This window comes from Microcoleus sp. S13C4 (genome assembly GCF_036700865.1).
GTDB lineage: Bacteria > Cyanobacteriota > Cyanobacteriia > Cyanobacteriales > Microcoleaceae > Microcoleus.
The window spans coordinates 1-20373 of record NZ_JAUBPS010000098.1; the positions used below are offsets into that span (position 1 = coordinate 1).

At 45.6% G+C, this 20373-nt stretch carries 14 protein-coding genes and 1 pseudogene; 7 read left to right on the plus strand and 8 right to left on the minus strand.

The features are described from left to right. Window positions 1-173: 173 nt before the first annotated feature. The 3 genes from secA to QT996_RS26060 all read right to left on the minus strand — a co-directional run bounded on the left by secA (window position 174) and on the right by QT996_RS26060 (window position 7906). A complete protein-coding gene (secA, locus tag QT996_RS26050; protein ID WP_333050174.1) occupies window positions 174-2990 on the minus strand; it encodes a preprotein translocase subunit SecA in 2817 nt (938 codons plus the stop codon). A gap of 342 nt (window positions 2991-3332) precedes the next feature. Continuing rightward, window positions 3333-6815 carry a HEAT repeat domain-containing protein gene (locus QT996_RS26055; protein WP_333050177.1) on the minus strand — a complete coding sequence of 1161 codons (3483 nt, stop codon included), beginning with the start codon at window positions 6813-6815 and terminating at the stop codon, window positions 3333-3335. A 158-nt stretch (window positions 6816-6973) separates the two neighbouring features. Continuing rightward, entirely contained in the window at window positions 6974-7906 is a 933-nt protein-coding gene (locus QT996_RS26060) for a ribonuclease Z (protein ID WP_333050178.1), read from the minus strand. 264 nt (window positions 7907-8170) lie between these two features. Between QT996_RS26060 and QT996_RS26065 the strand changes: the two genes are divergently transcribed. Continuing rightward, the gene (locus tag QT996_RS26065; protein WP_333050179.1) at window positions 8171-9346 is read left to right on the plus strand and encodes a SpoIID/LytB domain-containing protein; all 1176 of its coding nucleotides are present in this window, start codon (window positions 8171-8173) and stop codon (window positions 9344-9346) included. A 198-nt stretch (window positions 9347-9544) separates the two neighbouring features. Next, window positions 9545-9769 carry a hypothetical protein gene (locus QT996_RS26070; protein ID WP_006635949.1) on the plus strand — a complete coding sequence of 75 codons (225 nt, stop codon included), beginning with the start codon at window positions 9545-9547 and terminating at the stop codon, window positions 9767-9769. Window positions 9770-9964: 195 nt separating this feature from the next. On the opposite strand, the gene QT996_RS26075 is transcribed toward QT996_RS26070, so the two are convergent. Further along, window positions 9965-11278, minus strand: coding sequence for a hypothetical protein (locus QT996_RS26075; RefSeq protein WP_333050182.1), 1314 nt, complete (start codon window positions 11276-11278; stop codon window positions 9965-9967). A gap of 629 nt (window positions 11279-11907) precedes the next feature. On the opposite strand from QT996_RS26075, the gene QT996_RS26080 reads away from it, so the two are divergent. The 5 genes and pseudogenes from QT996_RS26080 to QT996_RS26100 all read left to right on the plus strand — a co-directional run bounded on the left by QT996_RS26080 (window position 11908) and on the right by QT996_RS26100 (window position 15879). Next, a complete protein-coding gene (locus QT996_RS26080; protein WP_333050184.1) occupies window positions 11908-12429 on the plus strand; it encodes a photosystem I assembly protein Ycf3 in 522 nt (173 codons plus the stop codon). Window positions 12430-12551: 122 nt separating this feature from the next. Continuing rightward, complete coding sequence (gene gatC / locus QT996_RS26085; protein ID WP_006635952.1) at window positions 12552-12833, plus strand: Asp-tRNA(Asn)/Glu-tRNA(Gln) amidotransferase subunit GatC; 282 nt, start codon at window positions 12552-12554, stop codon at window positions 12831-12833. Window positions 12834-13088: 255 nt separating this feature from the next. Next, a pseudogene (locus QT996_RS26090) lies at window positions 13089-13486 on the plus strand (aldo/keto reductase). Between the two features lie 122 nt (window positions 13487-13608). Then, window positions 13609-13809, plus strand: a complete 201-nt coding sequence (locus tag QT996_RS26095; protein WP_333050187.1) for an aldo/keto reductase — start codon at window positions 13609-13611, stop codon at window positions 13807-13809. A 198-nt stretch (window positions 13810-14007) separates the two neighbouring features. After that, window positions 14008-15879 carry a serine/threonine-protein kinase gene (locus QT996_RS26100; RefSeq protein WP_333050189.1) on the plus strand — a complete coding sequence of 624 codons (1872 nt, stop codon included), beginning with the start codon at window positions 14008-14010 and terminating at the stop codon, window positions 15877-15879. Window positions 15880-16116: 237 nt separating this feature from the next. Here the strand turns inward: QT996_RS26100 and QT996_RS26105 are convergent, their stop codons facing one another. From QT996_RS26105 to QT996_RS26120, 4 genes are all read right to left on the minus strand, one after another. Continuing rightward, complete coding sequence (locus tag QT996_RS26105; protein ID WP_333050190.1) at window positions 16117-17052, minus strand: branched-chain amino acid ABC transporter permease; 936 nt, start codon at window positions 17050-17052, stop codon at window positions 16117-16119. Window positions 17053-17096: 44 nt separating this feature from the next. Next, entirely contained in the window at window positions 17097-17666 is a 570-nt protein-coding gene (locus QT996_RS26110; RefSeq protein WP_333050192.1) for a GNAT family N-acetyltransferase, read from the minus strand. 151 nt (window positions 17667-17817) lie between these two features. Continuing rightward, window positions 17818-18768, minus strand: coding sequence for a branched-chain amino acid ABC transporter permease (locus tag QT996_RS26115; RefSeq protein ID WP_333050194.1), 951 nt, complete (start codon window positions 18766-18768; stop codon window positions 17818-17820). Window positions 18769-18920: 152 nt separating this feature from the next. After that, window positions 18921-20180 carry an ABC transporter substrate-binding protein gene (locus QT996_RS26120; RefSeq protein ID WP_333050196.1) on the minus strand — a complete coding sequence of 420 codons (1260 nt, stop codon included), beginning with the start codon at window positions 20178-20180 and terminating at the stop codon, window positions 18921-18923. Between the last annotated feature and the right edge of the window lie 193 nt (window positions 20181-20373).

The following is a 20373-nucleotide window of genomic DNA, read 5'->3' on the forward strand; positions in this document are numbered from 1 at the left end:
ATAGCATCTATAACTGGATGGGATTACATTTTGTCAGCCCTAGCTACTGTTGCATGATTTTTGAAAATTGGTATTACTTCGCTTTTATTGATTGCATATCGCTAACCCCACCCAAATCAAAGATTATGGGTGGAGACTGCGCGATATCATTTCCGTTCAATTTTCAACTATGTTCAAACCATCTCTGGCGAAACTTGCATGGCCGGCTGTGGCTGGAACTGGAACAGCGAATAAACCACATTGCGACGGATATCCGTCATCATGTCCAAAAACAGCTCGTAACCTTCAGTTTTGTACTCGATCAGCGGGTCTTTCTGCCCGTAACCCCGCAGCCCTACAGACTCGCGCAAAGCATCCATTTGTTGCAAGTGTTCGCGCCACAAAGTATCAATTTGCTGCAAAATAAAGAACCGTTCCGCATCTCGCATCAATTCAGCTCGGATTGCATTAACTTCCGATTCTTTCATATCGTAAGCATTGCGGACTTGTTCGTGCAGGAATGTTTTAATTTCCTCAACGGACAAATCTTCTAGCTGATCCGGTGTCATGTCAGCCAGCAGATAAACAAATTCCTTCACCTTGCTCACAAGTTTGTCGAGTTCCCATTCTTCCGAAGGTAAATCGGGATTGATGTATGCTCCCACGATGTCGTCCATCGTCTGTTCGGCATACTTAATTACCTGTTCCTTGGAGTCCAAACCTTCCAATACTCGGCGGCGTTCCGCATAGATTGCTCGACGCTGATTGTTCATCACTTCGTCGTATTCAAATACCTGCTTGCGGATATCGTAATAGTAGGTTTCGACTTTTTTCTGAGCGCCTTCGAGGGAACGAGTCAGCATTCCAGATTCGATCGGCATATCTTCCTCAACACCGAAAGCTTTCATCAAACCGGCCACCCGTTCGCCGCCGAAAATCCTGAGCAAATTGTCTTCCAAACTCAAGAAAAACCGCGTAGAACCCGGGTCTCCTTGGCGTCCCGCCCGGCCCCGCAACTGATTGTCGATCCGGCGCGATTCGTGGCGTTCAGTACCGATGACGTGGAGCCCTCCCAACTGCACGACTTCATCGTGTTCAGTGCTGGTAAAAGCATCGTATTCGCGGCGAGTTAAATTGTAAGCTTCCCGCAATTTTTGAATTACCGGGTCTTTTGTCGGCGCTTTTTCCGAAGCTATAGCCACGATGTCATCGGCTTGCAATTCCGAGAGCGATCGCTCTCCGTACTCCTTCACCGCCAATTCCACCGCCGCCTTGAGCATTTGCTCGGCATCTTTCGATAGCTGCGTCGGGAAAATCTGCGCCGAAGCTTTCCAAGACTTGACCTTTTTGGCAGTTTGACCAAAACCTTGAGGTGCGGGGCGGCCGCCAATACCGGGCACTTGCACTAGCGAAAACCCGTCCTCATCATCGGGCCGCACGATCCGGGGCATAAGATACTCGCGCAACTTCAGGCGGCCCATGTACTCAGAATTACCGCCCAAAATGATGTCTGTACCGCGCCCGGCCATGTTCGTGGCGATCGTCACAGCACCCTTCCGTCCGGCTTGAGCAATAATTTCCGACTCCCGCTCCACATTTTCCGGTTTAGCGTTGAGCAAATTGTGAGGAATTTTCCGTTCCAGCAGCAGCCGCGACAGCAACTCCGACTTTTCCACGCTCGTAGTGCCCACCAGCACCGGCCGACCGATCTCGTGCATTTCTGCACAGTCTTGGGCGATCGCATTCCACTTGCCGGCCTCTGCCTTGTAAACCATATCCGAAAGGTCAGTGCGGCTCGTAATCCGGTTAGTGGGAATCAGCGTCACTTCCAGATTGTAAATCTTCTCAAACTCCGTCTCTTCAGTCTTCGCCGTCCCTGTCATCCCCGACAGCTTCGGATAAAGCAAAAAGAAATTCTGATAGGTAATCGTCGCCAGCGTCTGAGTTTCTGGCTGAATTTCCGCCCGTTCCTTCGCTTCGATCGCCTGGTGCAAACCGTCACTCCAGCGCCGTCCCGGCATCACGCGGCCGGTAAACTCATCCACAATCACGACTTCGCGATCGGGAGTGACGATGTAGTTAATATCCTTAATAAACAATTCCTTGGCCTTAATCGCATTAAAAATGTAATGCGCCCAAGGGTCAGCCGGGTCGTACAAATCCGTAACACCCAACAACCGCTCAGCTTCACCAAAGCCTTCATCGGTCAGTAGCACATTCCGAGCTTTTTCGTCAACCTCGTAATGTTCTTCATTTTCCTTTCTCAGAGCTGCAGCTACCTCAGCCGCCCGCATATACTTCTCGCTGGGGCGTTCCACCTGGCCGGAAATAATCAGAGGCGTCCGTGCTTCATCAATCAGCACCGAGTCAACCTCGTCAATCACGCAAAAATTAAAAGGACGCTGCACTACATCTTCCATGACAGTAGCCATGTTGTCGCGCAAATAGTCAAACCCGACTTCGCTGTTAGTCGCGTAGGTAATATCGCAGTTATAATTTTTCTTTCGTTCCACCTGATCCATGCCCTGCTGAATCAGTCCCACAGTCAATCCCAGGAAGCGGTGCACCTGTCCCATCCATTCCGCATCCCGCCTTGCGAGATAATCGTTGACGGTGATGATATGTACGCCTTTACCGTTGAGGGCGTTGAGGTAAGCCGGCAGCGTCGCCACCAAAGTTTTGCCCTCACCGGTTTTCATTTCGGCAATTTGGCCTTTGTGCAGGATGATGCCGCCGAGGATTTGGACATCAAAGTGGCGCAGTCCCAAAACCCGCTGTCCCGCTTCCCGCACCACTGCAAAAGCTTCCGGCAAGATTTCGTCTAGGATCTCTTTTTCTTCGTTGAGAGACTTAGCTTTTGCCAGACGTTGTTGAAACTCGGCCGTTTTTCCTCTGAGGCCGTCGTCTGAGAGTGCGCGGAAGTCTTCTTCCAAAATATTGATATCAGCTACCCAAGGCTGAAATTTTCTCAGTTTGCGCGCGTTGGGATCGCCTAGCAGATTTTTAAACATGGCAGGAGAGGCAGATTTTTAATAATTTAGCTATTAGCTTTCAGGGTTACGGGCTGTAGTGTTAGCCACAACATATACCCTCCCCGATTGTAGCAACCATTGACCCTCCTGGGCCGTCGCTGGGGGCGAGCGACCGATTTTGGATTTGAGATTTTAGATTTTAGATTGAATAATCGATCGATTTTAGATTTGGGATTTTTGATTTTCGATTGAATAGTTGACCTCTGTTCCGGGTTATTAAGGGGATGGAGGGCCCTAATAGTCAAACAGCAGACTGACCCCATTTTTGCTCAAAAGTCCTCCGGGGCGATCGGGTTTTACTGGCCCAAAAGCTACATACTTCTAAAAATCCACGGGCGATCGATTTCCCTCACCCGCCACCAAATCCCACAACACATCAATACCTGAACCGACATATTCTGAATCTTGATGGCGATCGATCCATTGCACAACAGCAGTCAAAACCTCACTAGATTTCAGGCCCAACTTACCCAAGGCTTCTACTGCTTCACGGCGCACCCACTCATACACATCTTCGAGACGTAGCAGCAAGGCACTGATGACGGCTTCTGAATCATTTCCCAACTTACCCAAGGCTTGTGATGCCCAGCCACGAATATCCTCGTTCCTGTCTTCGAGACGTAACAGCAAGGCGCTGATGATGGCTTCTGAAGCATTTCCCAACTTGCCCAAGGCTTCTGCTGCCTGAGCACGGATCTTATAGTCCCCATCTTCGAGACGTAGCAGCAAGGCACTGGTGACGGCTTCAGAAGCATTTCCCAAGTTACCCAAGGCTTCTGCTGCCTCGGCACGAACATCCTCGTTCCTATCTTCGAGACGTAGCAGCAAGGCGCTGGTGATGGCTTCTGAAGCATTTCCCAACTTGCCCAAGGCTTCTGCTGCCTGGGCACGGACCTTATAGTCCCCATCTTTGAGACGTAGCAGCAAGGCACTGGTGACGACTTCTGAAGCATTTCCCAACTTACTCAATGCTTTTGCTGCAAAGCAACGCACCGAGTGATTTCCATGTTCGAGATGTAGCAGCAAGGCACTGATGACGGCTTCTGAAGCATTTCCCAACTTACTCAATGCTTCTGCTGCAAAGAAACGTACAAAGTTATCCTCATCTTTGTGACGTAGCAGCAAGGCACTGATGACGACTTCTGAAGCATTTCCCAAGTTACCCAAAACTGTTGCTGCCTCACTACGCACTGAGTTATCACCATCTTCAAGACTTAGCAGTAGGATACTGATAACGGTTTCTGAAGCATTTCCAAACTTACCCAAGGCATATGCTGCAAAATAACGCACCTTATAGTCCCCATCTTCGAGACGTAGCAGCAAGGCACTGATGACAGCTTCAGAAGCATTTCCCAAGTTACCCAAAACTTCTGCTGCCAAGGCACGCACCGAGTTATCAACATCTTCGAGACGTAGTAGCAGAAAAGTGATGACGGATTCGGAAGTATTTCCCAAATGACTCAAGGCATATACTGCCGAGACACGCACCAAGCTATTCCTATCTTCGAGACGTAGCAGCAAGGCACCGATGACTGCTGCTGAATCATTTCCCAACTCGCCCAAGGCTTTTACTGCAAAGTAACGCACCATATAATGCTCATCTTCGAGACGTAGCAACAGGGAACTGATGGCGGCTTCTTTTTCCCCTAATCCTGCTTGATATCTCCACAACCGCTCTTGATCAACGCCCTTTGCTTTCAAAAGTTGCAAAGTTTGCGCCTCAAACTCAGTCTCACTCATACTGCAAAGGATTTGCAAAACCTGAGAGCGAACTCTGCCACCAACCAGTGCTTCACCTCTTACCTCCAACTCAACCAACTTCTCCAAAATCTTCACAGTTAGACTGGAATCTGCCACCTTTAACTCTTTAATATTTTCAGCAAGGCAACTGCCAGCAAAAAACAAATCGCGGTGCAACCATTCCTCATGATCGCTATTCGCTGCCAAAATTGCCCGCATCGCTTTCGCCGCTTTCTTCGGTTTTTGTTGAGCAATCAACAACAGCAAAACTTCCCGCCAGTGGGGGTCATGCAAATGCTCTCGAATATGATTGAGAACAATCTCAAAATTCTCGTCATCATCTGCCTGATAGCCGATTTCCTGAGCGCACAAAAATTCTTGAAAAGTCTTGTGTACAAAAGCGTACAAATCTTGTCCTTGTTCGTTGAGCAATCCCGTCCGCTGTTGAATAAAATCAACAAATCGTTTAGCTTCCTCTTTTGCCTTGAACAGTTCAACCTGTTTTTTTGTTTTAATATTCTTAGTTAACTGATCTAACAAATCATCCATCGCAATCAGCGTCCCGCCTTCAGGATTATCCGTACTACCCTGAGTGTGAATCCAATAGGCGAGAATTTCCATCAGCCGCCGTAAGTCCTCTGCATCTAAACATTTGAAGACTGACTTATCAGTCATGTTTTTGTTAGCATCCCAATTCTTTAACAGTGTCTCCACAGCTTTTTCATAAAGCTTGTGGCGTGCCTTCGGCAGTACAGCTTGATAGCGGTGAATCAAAGCAATGATTGTCAGCAATAGCGGATTTCTCGCCAACAATTTAATTCGATCGTTGTCATCCAGAGCTTTTTTAATGCTATCTTTGCGACGTTGAGCTTCCGACGCATCTCGAACGCGGCTGTCGTACCAGCGATTAATAAACTCATCAACCTTAGCATCATCAAACAGTTGTAACTGATAGTGTTCAAACTCAGAAGTTTTAAAAAAATCGCGTTTGTAACCAGCAGGGCGAGAAGTAATAATTGCCAGATTTTGATGATACTGCCCCAAAAAATTCTCAATTTGCTGCACCACCGCATAGCGCTTGGATTCTTCCACAACCTCATCCAATCCATCCAACAAAATCATCGCCCTACCGTCGGCCAGCCAATACTCAAAAAAGCCTTCTGGCAGCAGTTTCACGGACATAGTTTTCTCAGCAAACTGGCGGGCATAGTCAAGGAGATTGATATCTGAAAGCCTAGCAAAATCCCGAATTCTAATCAAAATCGGCAAGCAATCTATCCCAGGAGATAAGCCGATTTTTTCTGGATTATCCTGAGCCAACATCACCGCAAAAAAGCTCAGTAAAGTTGTCTTGCCAGAACCAGGAGCGCCCAGCAATACAAATTTATTCGATTGATTTTGTTTCAATAATTGTGATGCTAAAAAATTTTTAGCAGAGCGAGTTTCTCTCTGCATCTGTTGCAGGTTTTTGCCTTCTTCCAATTCTTGGATATCCAATCGAACATGAATATTTACCTCTTCCAAGACATCGGGCATTACAAAAATCTGAGCTAATTTTTCAGATTTTTCGATTGCCTGATCTTCGACTGCAATGCCAGCAAATTTAACATCGTCAAAGCAGTTAGCCAGTTGCTTCAAATAGTCTGCTTTGGCAACTTGAAACCTTAAATAACTACTTGTTTTATGGAAATAGGTTTCAGCAAAAACCTCCAACCAATCATGCAGTTTTTCGGGAGCGAATCTGTCTTGAATTTTCTTGTGTTCTGGGACTGTCGCATTAAAGGCTGCAACTAAAAACTCAACTTGAGGCTTTTCTTGGTCGTTGAAAGGTTTCAGGAGTTCTGGAAGTGCTGCACCCGTCAAGAAACTTTTAAGAAAATCTTCGACTACACCCTGTTCGCAAGCAGAGAATAATTTATTTTTATCGGCAGCTTTGAGCGCACAAATACAAGCTTTTTCAAAATCGCTAGGATTCAATTTTTTCATAGCTTCTTTGAATCCTATTTCTGCCAGTTTAGCCATTGCTGGTGCTAGCTTTCCTAATAGTCCAATTTCAAATGTCATGGTAAATTTAATAAATATTTGTGTTTAATATAGTTGACACTGGTATTATTATCAATGTCAGTGATATTTAAAATTTTCTTGTGGGGTGGACCCCAGAGCCCGCCCCGATCGCCCTTATTGAAAATGCTGTCACATCTCAGGTCAGATTAACCCTAGTTTTAAACAGGGCGCGGCACTTCGTAAGTCAAAAAGTCATAGGCCATTTTCGTATTGGGAAAAATTGCCTGCGCTTCCTTGAGCAAATCATCCAGGACGATCGCATTCCCCGGAGCGTAACGCGGGCTAAAATGGGTCATAATTAACTGTTTCGCCCCAGCCGTCAAAGCCACTTGAGCCGCCATTGTCGAAGTTGAATGCAGGCGATCGAAGGCCATTTGAGCATCTTGATGAGCAAAAGTAGCTTCGTGTACCAACAAGTCAGCATCCTTCGCTAATTCCACGGCCCCGTCACAAAAAACCGTGTCAGTACAATAAACAAACTTGCGCCCGATTTGATCCGGGCCACAAAAATCAGTACCTTTAAACTGGCGCCCGTCCTCTAACTTTACCGTCTTTCCTTGTTTTAATTCACCGTAAAGTGGCCCAGAAGGAATACCCACAGCCTTTGCTTTTTCTACATCAAAATGTCCGGCACGATCCTTCTCAGTTACTCGATAACCAAAAGCAGTAACTCGGTGCTTCAAAGGGCCGCAGCTAACAATATATTCGTCATCTTCATAGATGACTCCCTCGTGAATTTTGTGTACCTTAACCGGGTAAGAAAAATGAGTTTGAGAATAGCGAACACCAGCTTGCAAATATTCTTCAAGTCCCGCAGGCCCGTAAAGATCGATGCGCTTGACATTCCCCGCCAAACCGCAGCTAGCCAGCAAACCCATTAAGCCGAAAATGTGGTCGCCGTGCAGGTGAGTGATGAAAATACGGCTCAGTTGGCTGACTTTGAGATCGCTGCGGAGAAACTGGTGCTGAGTTCCTTCGCCGCAGTCAAACAGCCAGAGTTCCGCTCGCTGGGGCAAGCGGAGGGCGATGCTGGAAACGTTGCGCGATCGCGTGGGGACACCGGAGCTAGTTCCGAGAAATGTAATCTGCAAGAGTCAAATCACCTCAATTAAGTCTTAAAAAATATGTTACATATATCCAGAGTGCGACAAATCCGACATATAGGAAATAGCCGCAGGCAGGAACCGGGATAAATCGCTGTTCCTGCGAACATCTCTTCGCTAAAATCATTTTTGACAAGCGTACAGAGTGATCCACCCAATTCTAACGTTTTGTTTCTTCCGTTCCCCTTCCTTTTTCCCTTGCCTTCCCTTAAAAATTCTTAAACTCATACAGCACAGGAGGAAAATTTTCAAATGCAGTCAGGAGTATTTTTTGGTTCCGTTTTTTCGACATTAAAAAAACGCTACTTTTGGATTTCGCTGTTGTTTTGGCTGGCAATGGTAGCCCCAGCACAGGCCGCGCTGATCTTGCGAGTGGCGGTACAAGACGGGGCAAGTCAGGTAAAAGTCGGCAGTTCTACTAAGGCTGCAATCCGCGACGGTAGCGGGCGCAATTTGGGCGAACTGTCGGCAAACAGTTCTCAGTCAGCTCAATTTCGATCGGGAACAGTGGCAATTGGTCGCTGGGCGGCCAACCAAGTTTGGATCGAGCCGACGGGGAACGGTTATGTTTGGATTGGCGATCGGTGGTATCGGGGACGCACGCTTCTAGTTCCCCAAAAAGGAGGCTTGACTGCCATCAACTACGTCGATATCGAACAATATCTCTACAGCGTTCTCGGCGCGGAGATGAGTGGCAATTGGCCTCAAGAGGCTTTGAAAGCCCAAGCAGTCGCAGCCCGTTCCTACGCTATCCACCAGCGCCTGAAAAGCGAAACCGACCTTTATGACGTGGACAGCACTCAGTCTTCGCAGGTTTACAAAGGACTGCAAACAGAATCTTCTGGGACTTATTCCGCAGTCGATGCAACCGCCGGTCAAGTTCTGGCCTACAACGGTCAGATAATTTTAGCCGTTTTCCACTCTGCGTCTGGGGGACATACTGAAAATGTCGAGGATGTTTGGACGGAACCTCTGCCTTACCTGCGTGCTGTTCCTGACTTCGACCAAGGGGCGCCGGTTTACCAATGGAAAGAAAATTTTTCTCGGGCTCAAATCAGCAGTAAGATTTCTGGCGTGGGCAATGTGATCTCGATGAAGCCAGAACGCACTACCGCTTACGGCAGCGTTTTGAGAATGAAAGTAATCGGAGATGGCGGTTCTAGGGTCATGACTGGCGCAGATTTACGCCAGGTTCTAAATTTGAGGAGTACCCGCTTTACAGTGATTCCTCAGTACGGGGGCAGTGTGAGCGCCAGGAACCCGGGCCAAGCTCCTACGGGTTTTCAAGTTGCTGGCAAAGGTTTCGGTCACGCTGTAGGAATGAGTCAGTGGGGGGCCTACAATTTGGCCAGACAGGGATACGGCTACCAGCAGATTTTGTTGCACTATTACCGGGGTACTACTTTGGCTAGAATTGCAGTCCAGTAACTGCTGGGAATTGGGAATTGGGAATTGGGAATTGGGAATTGGGAATTGGGTCGAAAAGCATTGGTAATTGGGAATCTGGAAGGGGGGCGAAAAGCATCTTCGCCGAAAAGCATTGGTTATTAGAGCCAACAACCAATAACCAATAACTACGGCCAACTGCCAACTGCCAACTGCCAACTAACTACATTAAGGATTGCTATGCAAAAGTGGGAGTATTTATTTGTGGATGCGAATATGTATCCTTTTGGAAACAAGCTGATTAGTTTATATGTAAATGGTGAAGAACAGCGAGATTGGAAACAAGGCTCGCTGCATCTATTTGTTAACCATTTAGGGGAGGAGGGGTGGGAACTTGTGGCTCTGGATCACGACTCGAAGTATGACCAAAATTGTTTGATTTTTAAACGCCCTAAGGTTATTTAAAAAAAAGCGGAGTATAAAAAATTATGGCATTAGTAAAGATTGACATTTTTTACCCTTCTTAGCAACGGCCTAGAAGCCCGTTCTACACACAACAAAGATATTTTATTGTGCAACAGGCATCTTACCGGGTATTGAAATGGGTGCAAGATTTTAGTTCTACGCAACTTAACAACAAACAACTGTTTTTTGTCATTATTACAAGTTGTCTGAGCGATCGATCCTGCGCTGCCATTCGGTATCTATTTTTGCTGACTGTTCTAGTTCTTGTTGTGTTAATTCCGTTTCTGTGGTATAAGCTAAGTCTTCTCCAGTCAGAACGTTTTCTGCTGCAAATTCCCGGGCGTAGGCCAGTTTTTTGCTCAAGTTTGCATCGGGTTCGTTTAATAACATTGCTCGCTGCTGACGCTTTTGATTGCGGGCTTCTATGCGGCTATTTTTCCACTGAATCCAGAAGTAGCGAATTAAAGGAATGGCGAGAAACCCGACGCCGTAAATCATGATTATGGGATAAACAGCGCTGACTAAACCGATAAATCCACCTGCGATCGCACTTTTAGCTAATAGATTCCCCAAAACTAGCGCACCAACCAGATTGACGGCTCCCAACCCTGCTGCAAGCATGACTTGGCCGGAGCTGGCGTGGCTGAAACGCCACAGCATTTCTCGCAAATAAGCTGCTACTGGTTCAGTATTTCTCTCGGTGGCTGTGGTTTGCAATTGCGGGAAGTGGTAGACTATTTGCCCTTCGGGACTGACTTCGGGACGGCCGTCAAAACGCGCGAGAGCCGGTAGCATATATTCTTCGTATTCTTGGGCGTATCCCTGTCCGAGATTGTCGAGATACGGGGCAATTTGTTCGGCGGCGACTGCGCCTCGGTTGTTGCGGATTGCAGTGGCAATATCGCTCCATTTGCGCTCTTCTAGATTGTTATTGGGATTGCCATCTCCAAATATAAAGGAGAAAACTGCTTCCAGAAAACTCATCTGGGGTTTTTGGCCAGTTAAGCGCGATCGCTGCTGGTAGTATGGTTGGTCATGGTTCCAGTAAAATATCCAGATTAAGTCGTTCCAGAAGTACGGAAAAAACAAAAAGCCGCCACCTCTGCCACCCCCGCCGCCACCCTCTCCTCCTCCACCCCCGTTATTGCTATCGCCGCTGGAGAGTAAAATCGTGATAGCAACAAAAATTAAGAGGATGGAAGCTACCAGCACTATGCCAAAAGATATCCGAATCAGGTAAAATAAAACTCGCCAGATTTTTTGCCACCATTCCTGCAACTGCAAGCGCAAGAATTTGTTTCGCAAAATATCTCGAAAGTTTTTGGGAAATAGGTAGGCAATGTCGCCGGACTCTGCTACTTGCAGGTTGCCACCTGCTTCGGAGGCGAGGGTTAACAGTTCTCGTTGGGCAAAATTAACATCTAATCCAGCTTTTGCCGCCACGTCTCCAACCGTAACGCGGTAGCCAAGTTGTTCGACGGCTTGCATAATGGTGGGATTCGGAGCCATAGGTTTCTCTCTGTGAAAATTACCCGGTTATTTTTATTATATATTGCGGGAATTCGAGCTGGTTTTGGCGATCGGGTTTCTAATTTTTTTTGAGGCTTCCCTTGACTTTGGGGCAAAATATTGCTAGTGTTTTGCCGAATAACTTTTAAGTATAGGCTGAACTCGGATAGCTTAATAAAACTTTGTGATTGAATTTCTCCTCGGCAGGCTATTTGCTTGTTTGCTCTGAGGGTCAACGAGGGGGGATTATGGCTACCGTTAGTAGGGTACGGTGCGCGCTCGCCCGTTGGCCTTAGTTTTCGCAATCCGAAGGAAAGCCATCGAAGAGAATTGCCCCTGCACCCTCCAGCCGAACTTTTTCCACAGGTGCGGGTTTTTGTAAGTTTTGTGTAGAGTGCGAGAGAGGTTAAAGAAATCTAGTTTTTTTGCAAGTCTTGCAAGACTTATATAAAATAGATAGAGCTTGCGAGAGTGTTAAACCCAAGGGCGTGTTTTAAGGTTCGCAGTTGCGATCGACTAAACTTTTTAGCGCCCTCAACACCACGGCCCACTACAGCAGGGGCGCAATTATTAATAGGAAAACTTTACAGGCTAATTTTTATGATTAGCCACTAACCAAAGAATCGCATATGCCAAGAACTCAACGCAACGATAACTTTATTGACAAAAGTTTCACGGTAATGGCTGATATCATCCTGAAGATGATGCCGGCGAAAAAGCAGGCGAAGGAAGCTTTTGCTTATTACCGAGATGGTATGTCAGCTCAAGCAGATGGCGAATATGCTGAAGCGCTGGAAAATTATCAGGAAGCGCTGAAGTTGGAGGAAGATCCTTACGATCGCAGTTATGTCTTGTACAATATGGGGCTGATCCATACTAGCAACGGCGAACACGATAAAGGTTTGGAATATTACAGCGAAGCCCTGGAGCTCAATCCGAGAATGCCACAAGCACTGAATAATATTGCTGTGATTTACCACTATCAAGGGGAAAAAGAAAAGGAAGCGGGCAATCTTGAAGCGGCGGAAGGGCTGTTTGATAAAGCGGCAGATTATTGGAAGGAGGCTATTCGCTTGGCTCCCAACAATTACATTGAGGTACAAAATTGGCTGAAGACGACAGGTCGATCGCAAATTGATGTATATTTTTAACTAGGATGGGAATGGGGCATCGGGCATTAGTTATTTGTTCTATGTTTGTTGTTTGTTATTATTCTTGATAACCAATTCCCCATTCCCCACTCCCCATTCCCCATTCCCCATTCCCGATTTTTATGATTGACAGAGAAGAAGTTCGGAAAGTAGCGAATTTAGCGAGATTGGAATTAACGCCCGAAGAAGAAGAGCAGTTTACTGGTCAACTTAACGGTATTTTGGATTATTTCGAGCAGTTGAGTGAACTAGATACGAGTAAAGTGCAACCGACAACGCGGGCGATCGATGTTAGTAATGTAATGCGATCGGACGATTTGCAACCTTTTGCTAAGGGAGAAAGTATTTTGGAGGGAGCTCCTGATCGCGATGGAGAGTTTTTTAAAGTGCCTAAGATTATGTAGAGTTCCCACTACGCACCTAACTTAGGAAAATCTCTTGAGGAACCCGCTAGGAATGCAGATCCCACACGCAGATTAAACTAACTTTGGAATAGGCAATAAGTAAGACCAGTAAAAGCCACCCCACAAGCAGATTAAACTGATAGAAACCCAAAACAATCTGGTTCTTCTGTATTTAGCATACTAAATACGGAAGAACCAAAAAACCTCAACACCGATTATATTGACCTTTACCAAATCCACCGGCCCGCTGGCACTTTGAATTCCAACTTAGGGCCAATTGCAGAAACAATGGACGCCCTGAACAAGTTAAAAGACCAGGAAAAATTCGGGCGATCGCTGTTTCTCACTTCTCCTGCACTCCAATAGAAGAAGCCACCCCATACGGACGCATCGACAGCTTGCAACCGCCATATTCTCTGTTTTGGCGCTGGGTAGAAAAAGATGCTATGTCCTATTGTGTGGACAATCATATCTGCATCCTTGCCTATTCATCTCTAGCTCAAGAAAGATTGACAAGTAAACTCGGGCCAGAACACAAGTTTGAAGAAGGCGACCACCGCGCCCAAAATAAGCTGTTCATCAAAGAAAATTACGCCCGAGTGCAAACAGCATTAAATCAACTCAGGCTATTCACCGGAATTAAATTTCATTGAGATTTTGTGGCGGTTTATCAAATATGAATGGCTCGAAATAGATGCCTACTCTAGCTGGCAAGATATTGTTTCATCGACCGAAAAAAATGTTAAATAATTTGAAGCTAATTATGTAATTAATTTTGCTTAACTACTTAGTTTGGTTGATTTCCCCACCACAAACAAATGCAATTGTTGTCGGCGCGCGCGACAGGGAACAAGCAGCCGAAAATGCTAAAGCTGGTGAGGTAAAATTGAGTGAAGAGGAATTAAAAGAGATGGAGGCGATCGGGCGTACCGTCACCGATAATTTAGACGATAACCCCGTTATGTGGAATTTTTAAAATACCTTGGGATAAGAAGACCGGGCGGTTGAAACCGCGTCTATACAAACAAAACCCGCCTCCGCGGGTTGAAGACAAAGGCGGTTAAAATTTTGTTATTTTCTTCAGTCCGCGTCGGCGGACATCGTTGGTATAGACGCGGTTTCAACCGCCGTCTTATCTAAAATCCCAAATCTAAAACCTCAAATCCAAAATCGAATGAGTTACTGCCTAAATCCCAACTGTTCCAAGCCACAAAACCCTCCCGCAGCCAAAATTTGCCGAAATTGTCGGTCAAAACTGCTGCTGCGCGATCGCTACCGGGCCATAAAGGCGATCGGACAAGGCGGTTTTGGCAGAACATTCCTCGCCGTTGACGAAGACAAACCCTCAAAACCTCGCTGCGTCATCAAACAATTTTTACCCGCAGAAACCCAACTCATCCCATCAGCAAGCAATCGCAACAGCAAAAAAGCAGCCGAACTTTTTGAACAAGAAGCAATGCGATTAGACGAATTGGGCAAACACCCTCAAATTCCCGAACTCTTAGCCTATTCCATCCAAGAGGGCCGACAATATGTAGTCCAAGAATTTATCGACGGGCAAAATTTAGCACAAATTGTAGAAACAGAAGGCACATTTACAGAAAATCAAATTCAAGACTTACTCAATAGCTTATTACCCGTCCTTCACTTCATCCATTCCCACAACGTTATTCACCGAGACATCAAACCCGGAAACATCATCCGCCGCGCCGACAAACAATTAGTTTTAGTAGACTTTGGCGCCGCAAAAATTGCCACAGGTACAGCATTACTCAAAACAGGAACCAGCATCGGCAGCCCCGAATACATTGCCCCCGAACAAGCTAGAGGCAAAGCATTTTTTAGCAGCGATTTGTACAGTTTAGGCGTAACTTGTTTGTATTTGCTAACTCAAGTTTCCCCTTTTGACCTCTTCGATCCTGGTGAAGATGCCTGGATATGGCGGCAGTATTTGGCCAACAACCCGGTGAGTGAACAACTCGGGAAAATTTTAGACAAAATGATTGAGAACGCTACCAACCGCCGCTATCAAACGGCTGTGGAAGTATTAAAAGAAATTAATCCCCAAGTTGCGATCGATCTAGCAATTCCTCAAACAAATTCCAAGTTAGTTAAACCCGGAAAACCTTCCGCCCCGCCCCAACAGCAAACCTATAGCTGGCAATGTCTTCACACCTTAACAGGACACAAAAACTTAATTTACTCTGTTGCCTTTAGCCCCAACGGAGAAGTTGTAGCCAGCGGCAGCGATGACAAAACAATCAAGCTGTGGGGAGTTGAAGACGGGCAAGAAATTGTCACCCTCACAGGACATTCTAACTCGGTTTATACAGTAGCTTTCAGCCCGGACGGACAGATGCTAGCCAGCAGCAGCCACGACAAAACAGTAAAACTTTGGCGGATGAAAGATGGACAAGAAATCCACACCCTCATCGGTCACACTAACTCAGTTTACGGCGCAGCTTTCAGTCCCGATGGCGAAATTATTGCTAGCAGCAGTTGGGACAAAACAATCAAGATTTGGCGAGTCAAAGACGGGCAAGAAATTCGCACGCTTGCGGGTCACACCAATTTAGTTTATTTTGTTGCTTTTAGCCCTGATGGAGAAACTCTTGCTAGCTGCAGTTGGGACAGAACAGTCAAAATTTGGCGAGTTAAAGATGGGAAGCTAATTCGCACACTTACAGGTCATACAGACTCTGTTCGCTGCATAGCTTTTAGTCCAAATGGAGAATTTTTGGCTAGCGGCAGCCACGACAATACTATTAAGATTTGGTGGGTCAAAGATTGGCAAGAAGTTTTAACTATCAGAGGACATTCTTGGTATGTTGATTCTATTGCTTTTAGTCCCGATGGGGAGATTCTGGCTAGCAGCAGCCATCAAACTATCAAGATTTGGCGAGTGAAAGACGGTCAAGAAATTTGTAATATTGGGGGTCATACTAACTCGGTTTATTCGGTTAATTTTAGTCATGAAGGAGAGTTGTTGGCTAGCGGTAGCAGTGATAAAACTCTTAAGATTTGGCAGAATATGATGTTGGTTTAATTGCACACAATTAAAATGGTTGGTAGTAAAGACTTTAGTTTGTGTTGACTAAAAAATGGCTTTCCTGATTTACGGTATGAAAAGCTAAATATGCAAATCATAGAAACCAGTATCACAAAGCTTCTGAATTTTCCACTTATTTTTTTCATACCCTGATTAAGGAACGCCTAAAAAGTTTCCTATAAAATGTGGCAGGGCGCGCGATATTTGCCAGAACTTTCTAACGATTTATGACTTTTAAACAGAAGTACGATCGCCCTTCCTCCACCTCTTCAACAACGCCGGCGTAACCAAACCTTGCGGAAAAAAGATTGTCCCCAAAACAATCAGCCACCCAAAAATAATTAACCGCCCATCCCGCAGAAATTGTGCCAACCAAATCGGCAATCCCTGAATAGTCGCCATTCCCCTCAAAACCTCCGGCAAAGCAGTAAATACCATCCCACCCAAAACTGCTCCCAGAAACGTTCTGCTACCACCAATCAACACAGAAGTCAAGTAAATAATACTAGCATCAAAAGTACCTTGACGGGCGTTCCAAGTATTGAGGAAATGAGCGCTAACAGCACCCACCACACCAGCTAAAACAGCACCTAACGTGAAAGCCAAAACCTTATAAAAAGTTGGGTTAATGCCGATCGCATCAGCCGCCAACTCATCAGCCCGAATCGCCGCAAAAGCCCGCCCCACCCGAATCCGTTCCAGCCGATAGACGATCGCCATACTTACCAACAGTAAAGGCAATACAATCCACAAATACTCGATCGGCGTCCCAAACGGTTGCGGAATCCCAAAAATGCCCACAGCCCCGCCAGTGATATCCAGATTCAGCGATAAAACCCGCAAAATTTCCACAAAAGCAATAGTTGCGATCGCCAAATAAATCCCACTCAACCGCAGCGCCGGAATTCCCACCAAAATCCCCAGCAACCCCGAAACAACCCCTGCAATTATCATCTCCAATAACAGCAGTGGCAGGGGAAATAAACCCCCTGTCGGCTTAAACACCGTCGTAGATAAAATCGCCGCAATATACCCACCCAACGCATAAAAACCAGGGCTAGCCAGAGACAACTGACCAGTCATCAGAGGCAAATACAGCGACATTCCCAACATTGCACCCAGCAACATCGAGACAATCAGAAACCCATAAGTAGTAAAAAACGTAGCCATTTGATTTTAGATATTTGAGATTAGAAGTTATTAAAAAAATCGGGTTAGCTTGGTTTCCAATTGGGATTTATTAAGCTAGTCTGAATATGGTCTTCCCACCGACCATTTATTAATAAATAGTCTCTAGCATAACCTTCCACCACAAATCCCAATCTTTTAAGTACATGACCGCTACGCTGATTGTTAGGCATATAATTTGCCATAAGACGATGTAAATTTAACTCTTCAAAAACATATTGAATTGCTATTTTTACAGCTTCTGTCATATAACCTTTACCTTGTTGCGATTCTGCCAGATTATATCCCAAAAAGCAGAAATGACTGGCCCCTCGTACAAAATTATCAAAATTAACGTTACCGACAATATACTCAGGATTATCCTTCTCAAAAATCCATAGCTTTAAAGATCTGTCAGATTTAAAGCCTTGAAAATCTTTCTCTACTTGTTTTTCCCAATAACTTTCCGTTAAAAATTCCTCCGCCCACTGTCGGTGCCAGGGAGTAAAAAATATTTGATTGTCTCTGTAAAATTTAATTATTTTGCAGATATCGTCTTGATTGGCTAATCGCAAAAAAAGGCGATCGCTTACTATTAATGGAACTTCCGAATTCATCAAACTGCCTCTGAGGTATGAATAAGTTTTATAGGTAAGTACATAAAACTCCACAACAGTTGAGACGGGCTGGTTTAGCTATAGTCTTTGCTCGAAACCCGTTTTCCCTTTTCCACACCGTCTAGGCTTAGGAGATGCCCTGCAAATCAGCCTAGACTTTCTGAATCAAACGCCGTCCAAACAAACCCTGCGGTCTAACCAATAGCATAAGAAACAATATACCAAAAGCAACAGCATCCTTATAAGCCGAAAAATCACCAGGCACAAAAGCCTCAACCAAACCAATCATAAACCCACCCAAAACCGCCCCAGGAATACTCCCCAGCCCCCCCAGCACAATCACCGCCAAACCCTTCAAACCAAAAGCAATACCAAAATACGGCCCAGCAATACTCACACTAGAACCCACCAAGCTCCCCGCCAAACCAGCCAGAAAACTACTCACAAAAAACGTCAATACAATGTATCGATCGGTATCAATCCCCAACAAACTAGAAGTAGTAGCATCTTCAGCCACCGCCTGCATTGCTTTGCCAAACTTAGTGAAATTTATTAAGTAAGTTAAGACAGCCACAATCGCAACTGATACCGCAAAAATTACTATTTGAACAGTCCGAATTGGAATCGGTTTATCCGCTGTACCGAAGTTAATGGCAGCAGGCAAATAGCGGTAAGTGTTAGCAGGAAAAGTGTAAATCTCCGCACCTACAAGATATTGGATGATATTGGCGATCGCCACTGCTACACCCAAACTAGAAACCACTGTCAGCAGAGAATCTGAGTGTCTGCGACGCAAAGGCAAAAAAGCAACTCGTTCCACAATTACTCCCACTACACCAGCCATGACACTGCCCAAAATTAACGCCACAGCAAAAGGCAATTCCACGGGAATTCTAGCATTAGCCCACAACCCATTAAAACCGAAAGTCCCTCCCATCAGCGCATAGGTGAAATAAGCACCCAAGGTAAATACTGCACCGTGAGCAAAGTTAATAATTCCCAAAATCGAAAACACCAGCGTATAGCCCAGAGCAAAAATAGCATACACGCTGCCGATCGACAAACCATTCAGAAATTGTTGCAAAAACAGAGTTAAGTCCATCACCCGTTAAAAATTGAGCATCACACTAAAATCATTTAACAACAAATACGTCACGGATTTTCCCTCTTCCCTCTTACTTCTTCGGTCTTCCCGACATCTGTTAACTGCCTTAAATTTGTCGAAGGAATCCGTTGCTCAACTTGCCTCTCCAATCATTTCAAAAACTCAAACTTACCATTATTGCCATCCGCCTCCATCTTAATCCGTGCCACATAAAACTCTTTCTGATTAATTTCACCTTCAGGCGTAAAAGAAATTTCCCCCAAAGGCGTATTGTATTTGCCACCCAACAACTGCTGATTCAAATTTGTACGTAACTCGGCTAACGGCTTTTCACTAACCTTAGACTTAGCATTAATTGCCTTTAATGACTCAACAAAAACTTGTACGCCAGTAAAAGCCTGAGCGCTAAACTGAGGCGGTTCTTTCTTGAATTGAGCGCGATAAGCATCGCGAAAAGCCTTATTAACTTCATTTTCGTATTCCGGGCTGTAGGCTTGGGCAATCAAAACTCCATCACAGAGTGCTTTACAAACAGCAAATACATTAGAAGTATTCAGACCGTTGCCCCCAATGATCGCACCTTTGTAGCCCAACTCCCGCAATTGCTTAATTAAATTGCCTCCATCGGCGGCTAACCCGGAAATAATTATCAAATCGGGGTTGACATTTATCGCGTTAGTAGCTTGAGATTGGAAATCTGTATCAGTAGTCAAGAATTTTTGGACTGTTGCCAATTCCAGTCCCATATCTTTAACGGTTGTCTGAAAAGTTTCAGTCTCAGATTTGCTAAAAGCATCATTCTGAGCAAAAAACACAGCGACTTTCTTAATATTGGGATTTTGCTTCAGTGCAGCTTTCACCGCATTAGGTGCTACTACGGCGACAGGCGCGGAGACTCTGGCCACATAATCGCCAATCTGGGGAATGCCTTTAGCAGTGTTGGATGGTGCGAGTACGGGAACTTTTGCGCGATCGGCGATCGGATCGGCACTAAAAGCTTGTTGTGACAGGGTGGGCCCCACAATACCCACGACCTTATCCTGATTGATCAGAGTATTAAAAGCATTAATAGTCCCTTGTTCATCTCCACCGGTATCTTGGAACACCAGTTTAATAGGCGTCCCATCCACCCCGCCTTGATCGTTGAAATACTTCTGGGCAATTTTTGCCCCAGCCATCTGTTCTTGACCCAGTAAAGCCACATTGCTAGTTTGGGCTACCCCAATACCTATAGATATAGTGTTGGAACTACCCCCACCAGGCGAACCCTCTGGCAAAGCACCGGGAGAGGGCGAAGTCGCCGGAGATGCTGTAGTAGAGGTTTGGGGAGTGTTCGTCTGACTGCAAGCGATCAGCAGTAAAGCGCAGGTAACAAACAAGGCAGTAGGGCGAGCAGCAGATTTTTTCATAAGCGGGCGATCGAACATCTATATAGAATATCTACACGTAGAGATATTGTACCCATGCGCGGTAGATACTCCCCCCAAAAGTCCCATCTTGCAAAAAAAAAAAGACCCCATAGTTAAAAGAGGAGTCAGCCAGCGGAGGCAGGATGGGAAACAAAAAGCCAAAAGCCTTGGTGTGTATAGGTTCAAAAAAAAG

What these genes read in the sequence shown, in the direction of transcription:
- secA (WP_333050174.1), bottom strand. Translation starts at nt 2,990, where the DNA reads ATGTTTAAAAATCTGCTAGGCGATCCCAACGCGCGCAAACTGAGAAAA.
- QT996_RS26055 (WP_333050177.1), bottom strand. Translation starts at nt 6,815, where the DNA reads ATGACATTTGAAATTGGACTATTAGGAAAGCTAGCACCAGCAATGGCT.
- QT996_RS26065 (WP_333050179.1), top strand. Translation starts at nt 8,171, where the DNA reads ATGCAGTCAGGAGTATTTTTTGGTTCCGTTTTTTCGACATTAAAAAAA.
- QT996_RS26070 (WP_006635949.1), top strand. Translation starts at nt 9,545, where the DNA reads ATGCAAAAGTGGGAGTATTTATTTGTGGATGCGAATATGTATCCTTTT.
- QT996_RS26075 (WP_333050182.1), bottom strand. Translation starts at nt 11,278, where the DNA reads ATGGCTCCGAATCCCACCATTATGCAAGCCGTCGAACAACTTGGCTAC.
- QT996_RS26080 (WP_333050184.1), top strand. Translation starts at nt 11,908, where the DNA reads ATGCCAAGAACTCAACGCAACGATAACTTTATTGACAAAAGTTTCACG.
- gatC (WP_006635952.1), top strand. Translation starts at nt 12,552, where the DNA reads ATGATTGACAGAGAAGAAGTTCGGAAAGTAGCGAATTTAGCGAGATTG.
- QT996_RS26100 (WP_333050189.1), top strand. Translation starts at nt 14,008, where the DNA reads ATGAGTTACTGCCTAAATCCCAACTGTTCCAAGCCACAAAACCCTCCC.
- QT996_RS26105 (WP_333050190.1), bottom strand. Translation starts at nt 17,052, where the DNA reads ATGGCTACGTTTTTTACTACTTATGGGTTTCTGATTGTCTCGATGTTG.
- QT996_RS26110 (WP_333050192.1), bottom strand. Translation starts at nt 17,666, where the DNA reads ATGAATTCGGAAGTTCCATTAATAGTAAGCGATCGCCTTTTTTTGCGA.
- QT996_RS26115 (WP_333050194.1), bottom strand. Translation starts at nt 18,768, where the DNA reads ATGGACTTAACTCTGTTTTTGCAACAATTTCTGAATGGTTTGTCGATC.
- QT996_RS26120 (WP_333050196.1), bottom strand. Translation starts at nt 20,180, where the DNA reads ATGAAAAAATCTGCTGCTCGCCCTACTGCCTTGTTTGTTACCTGCGCT.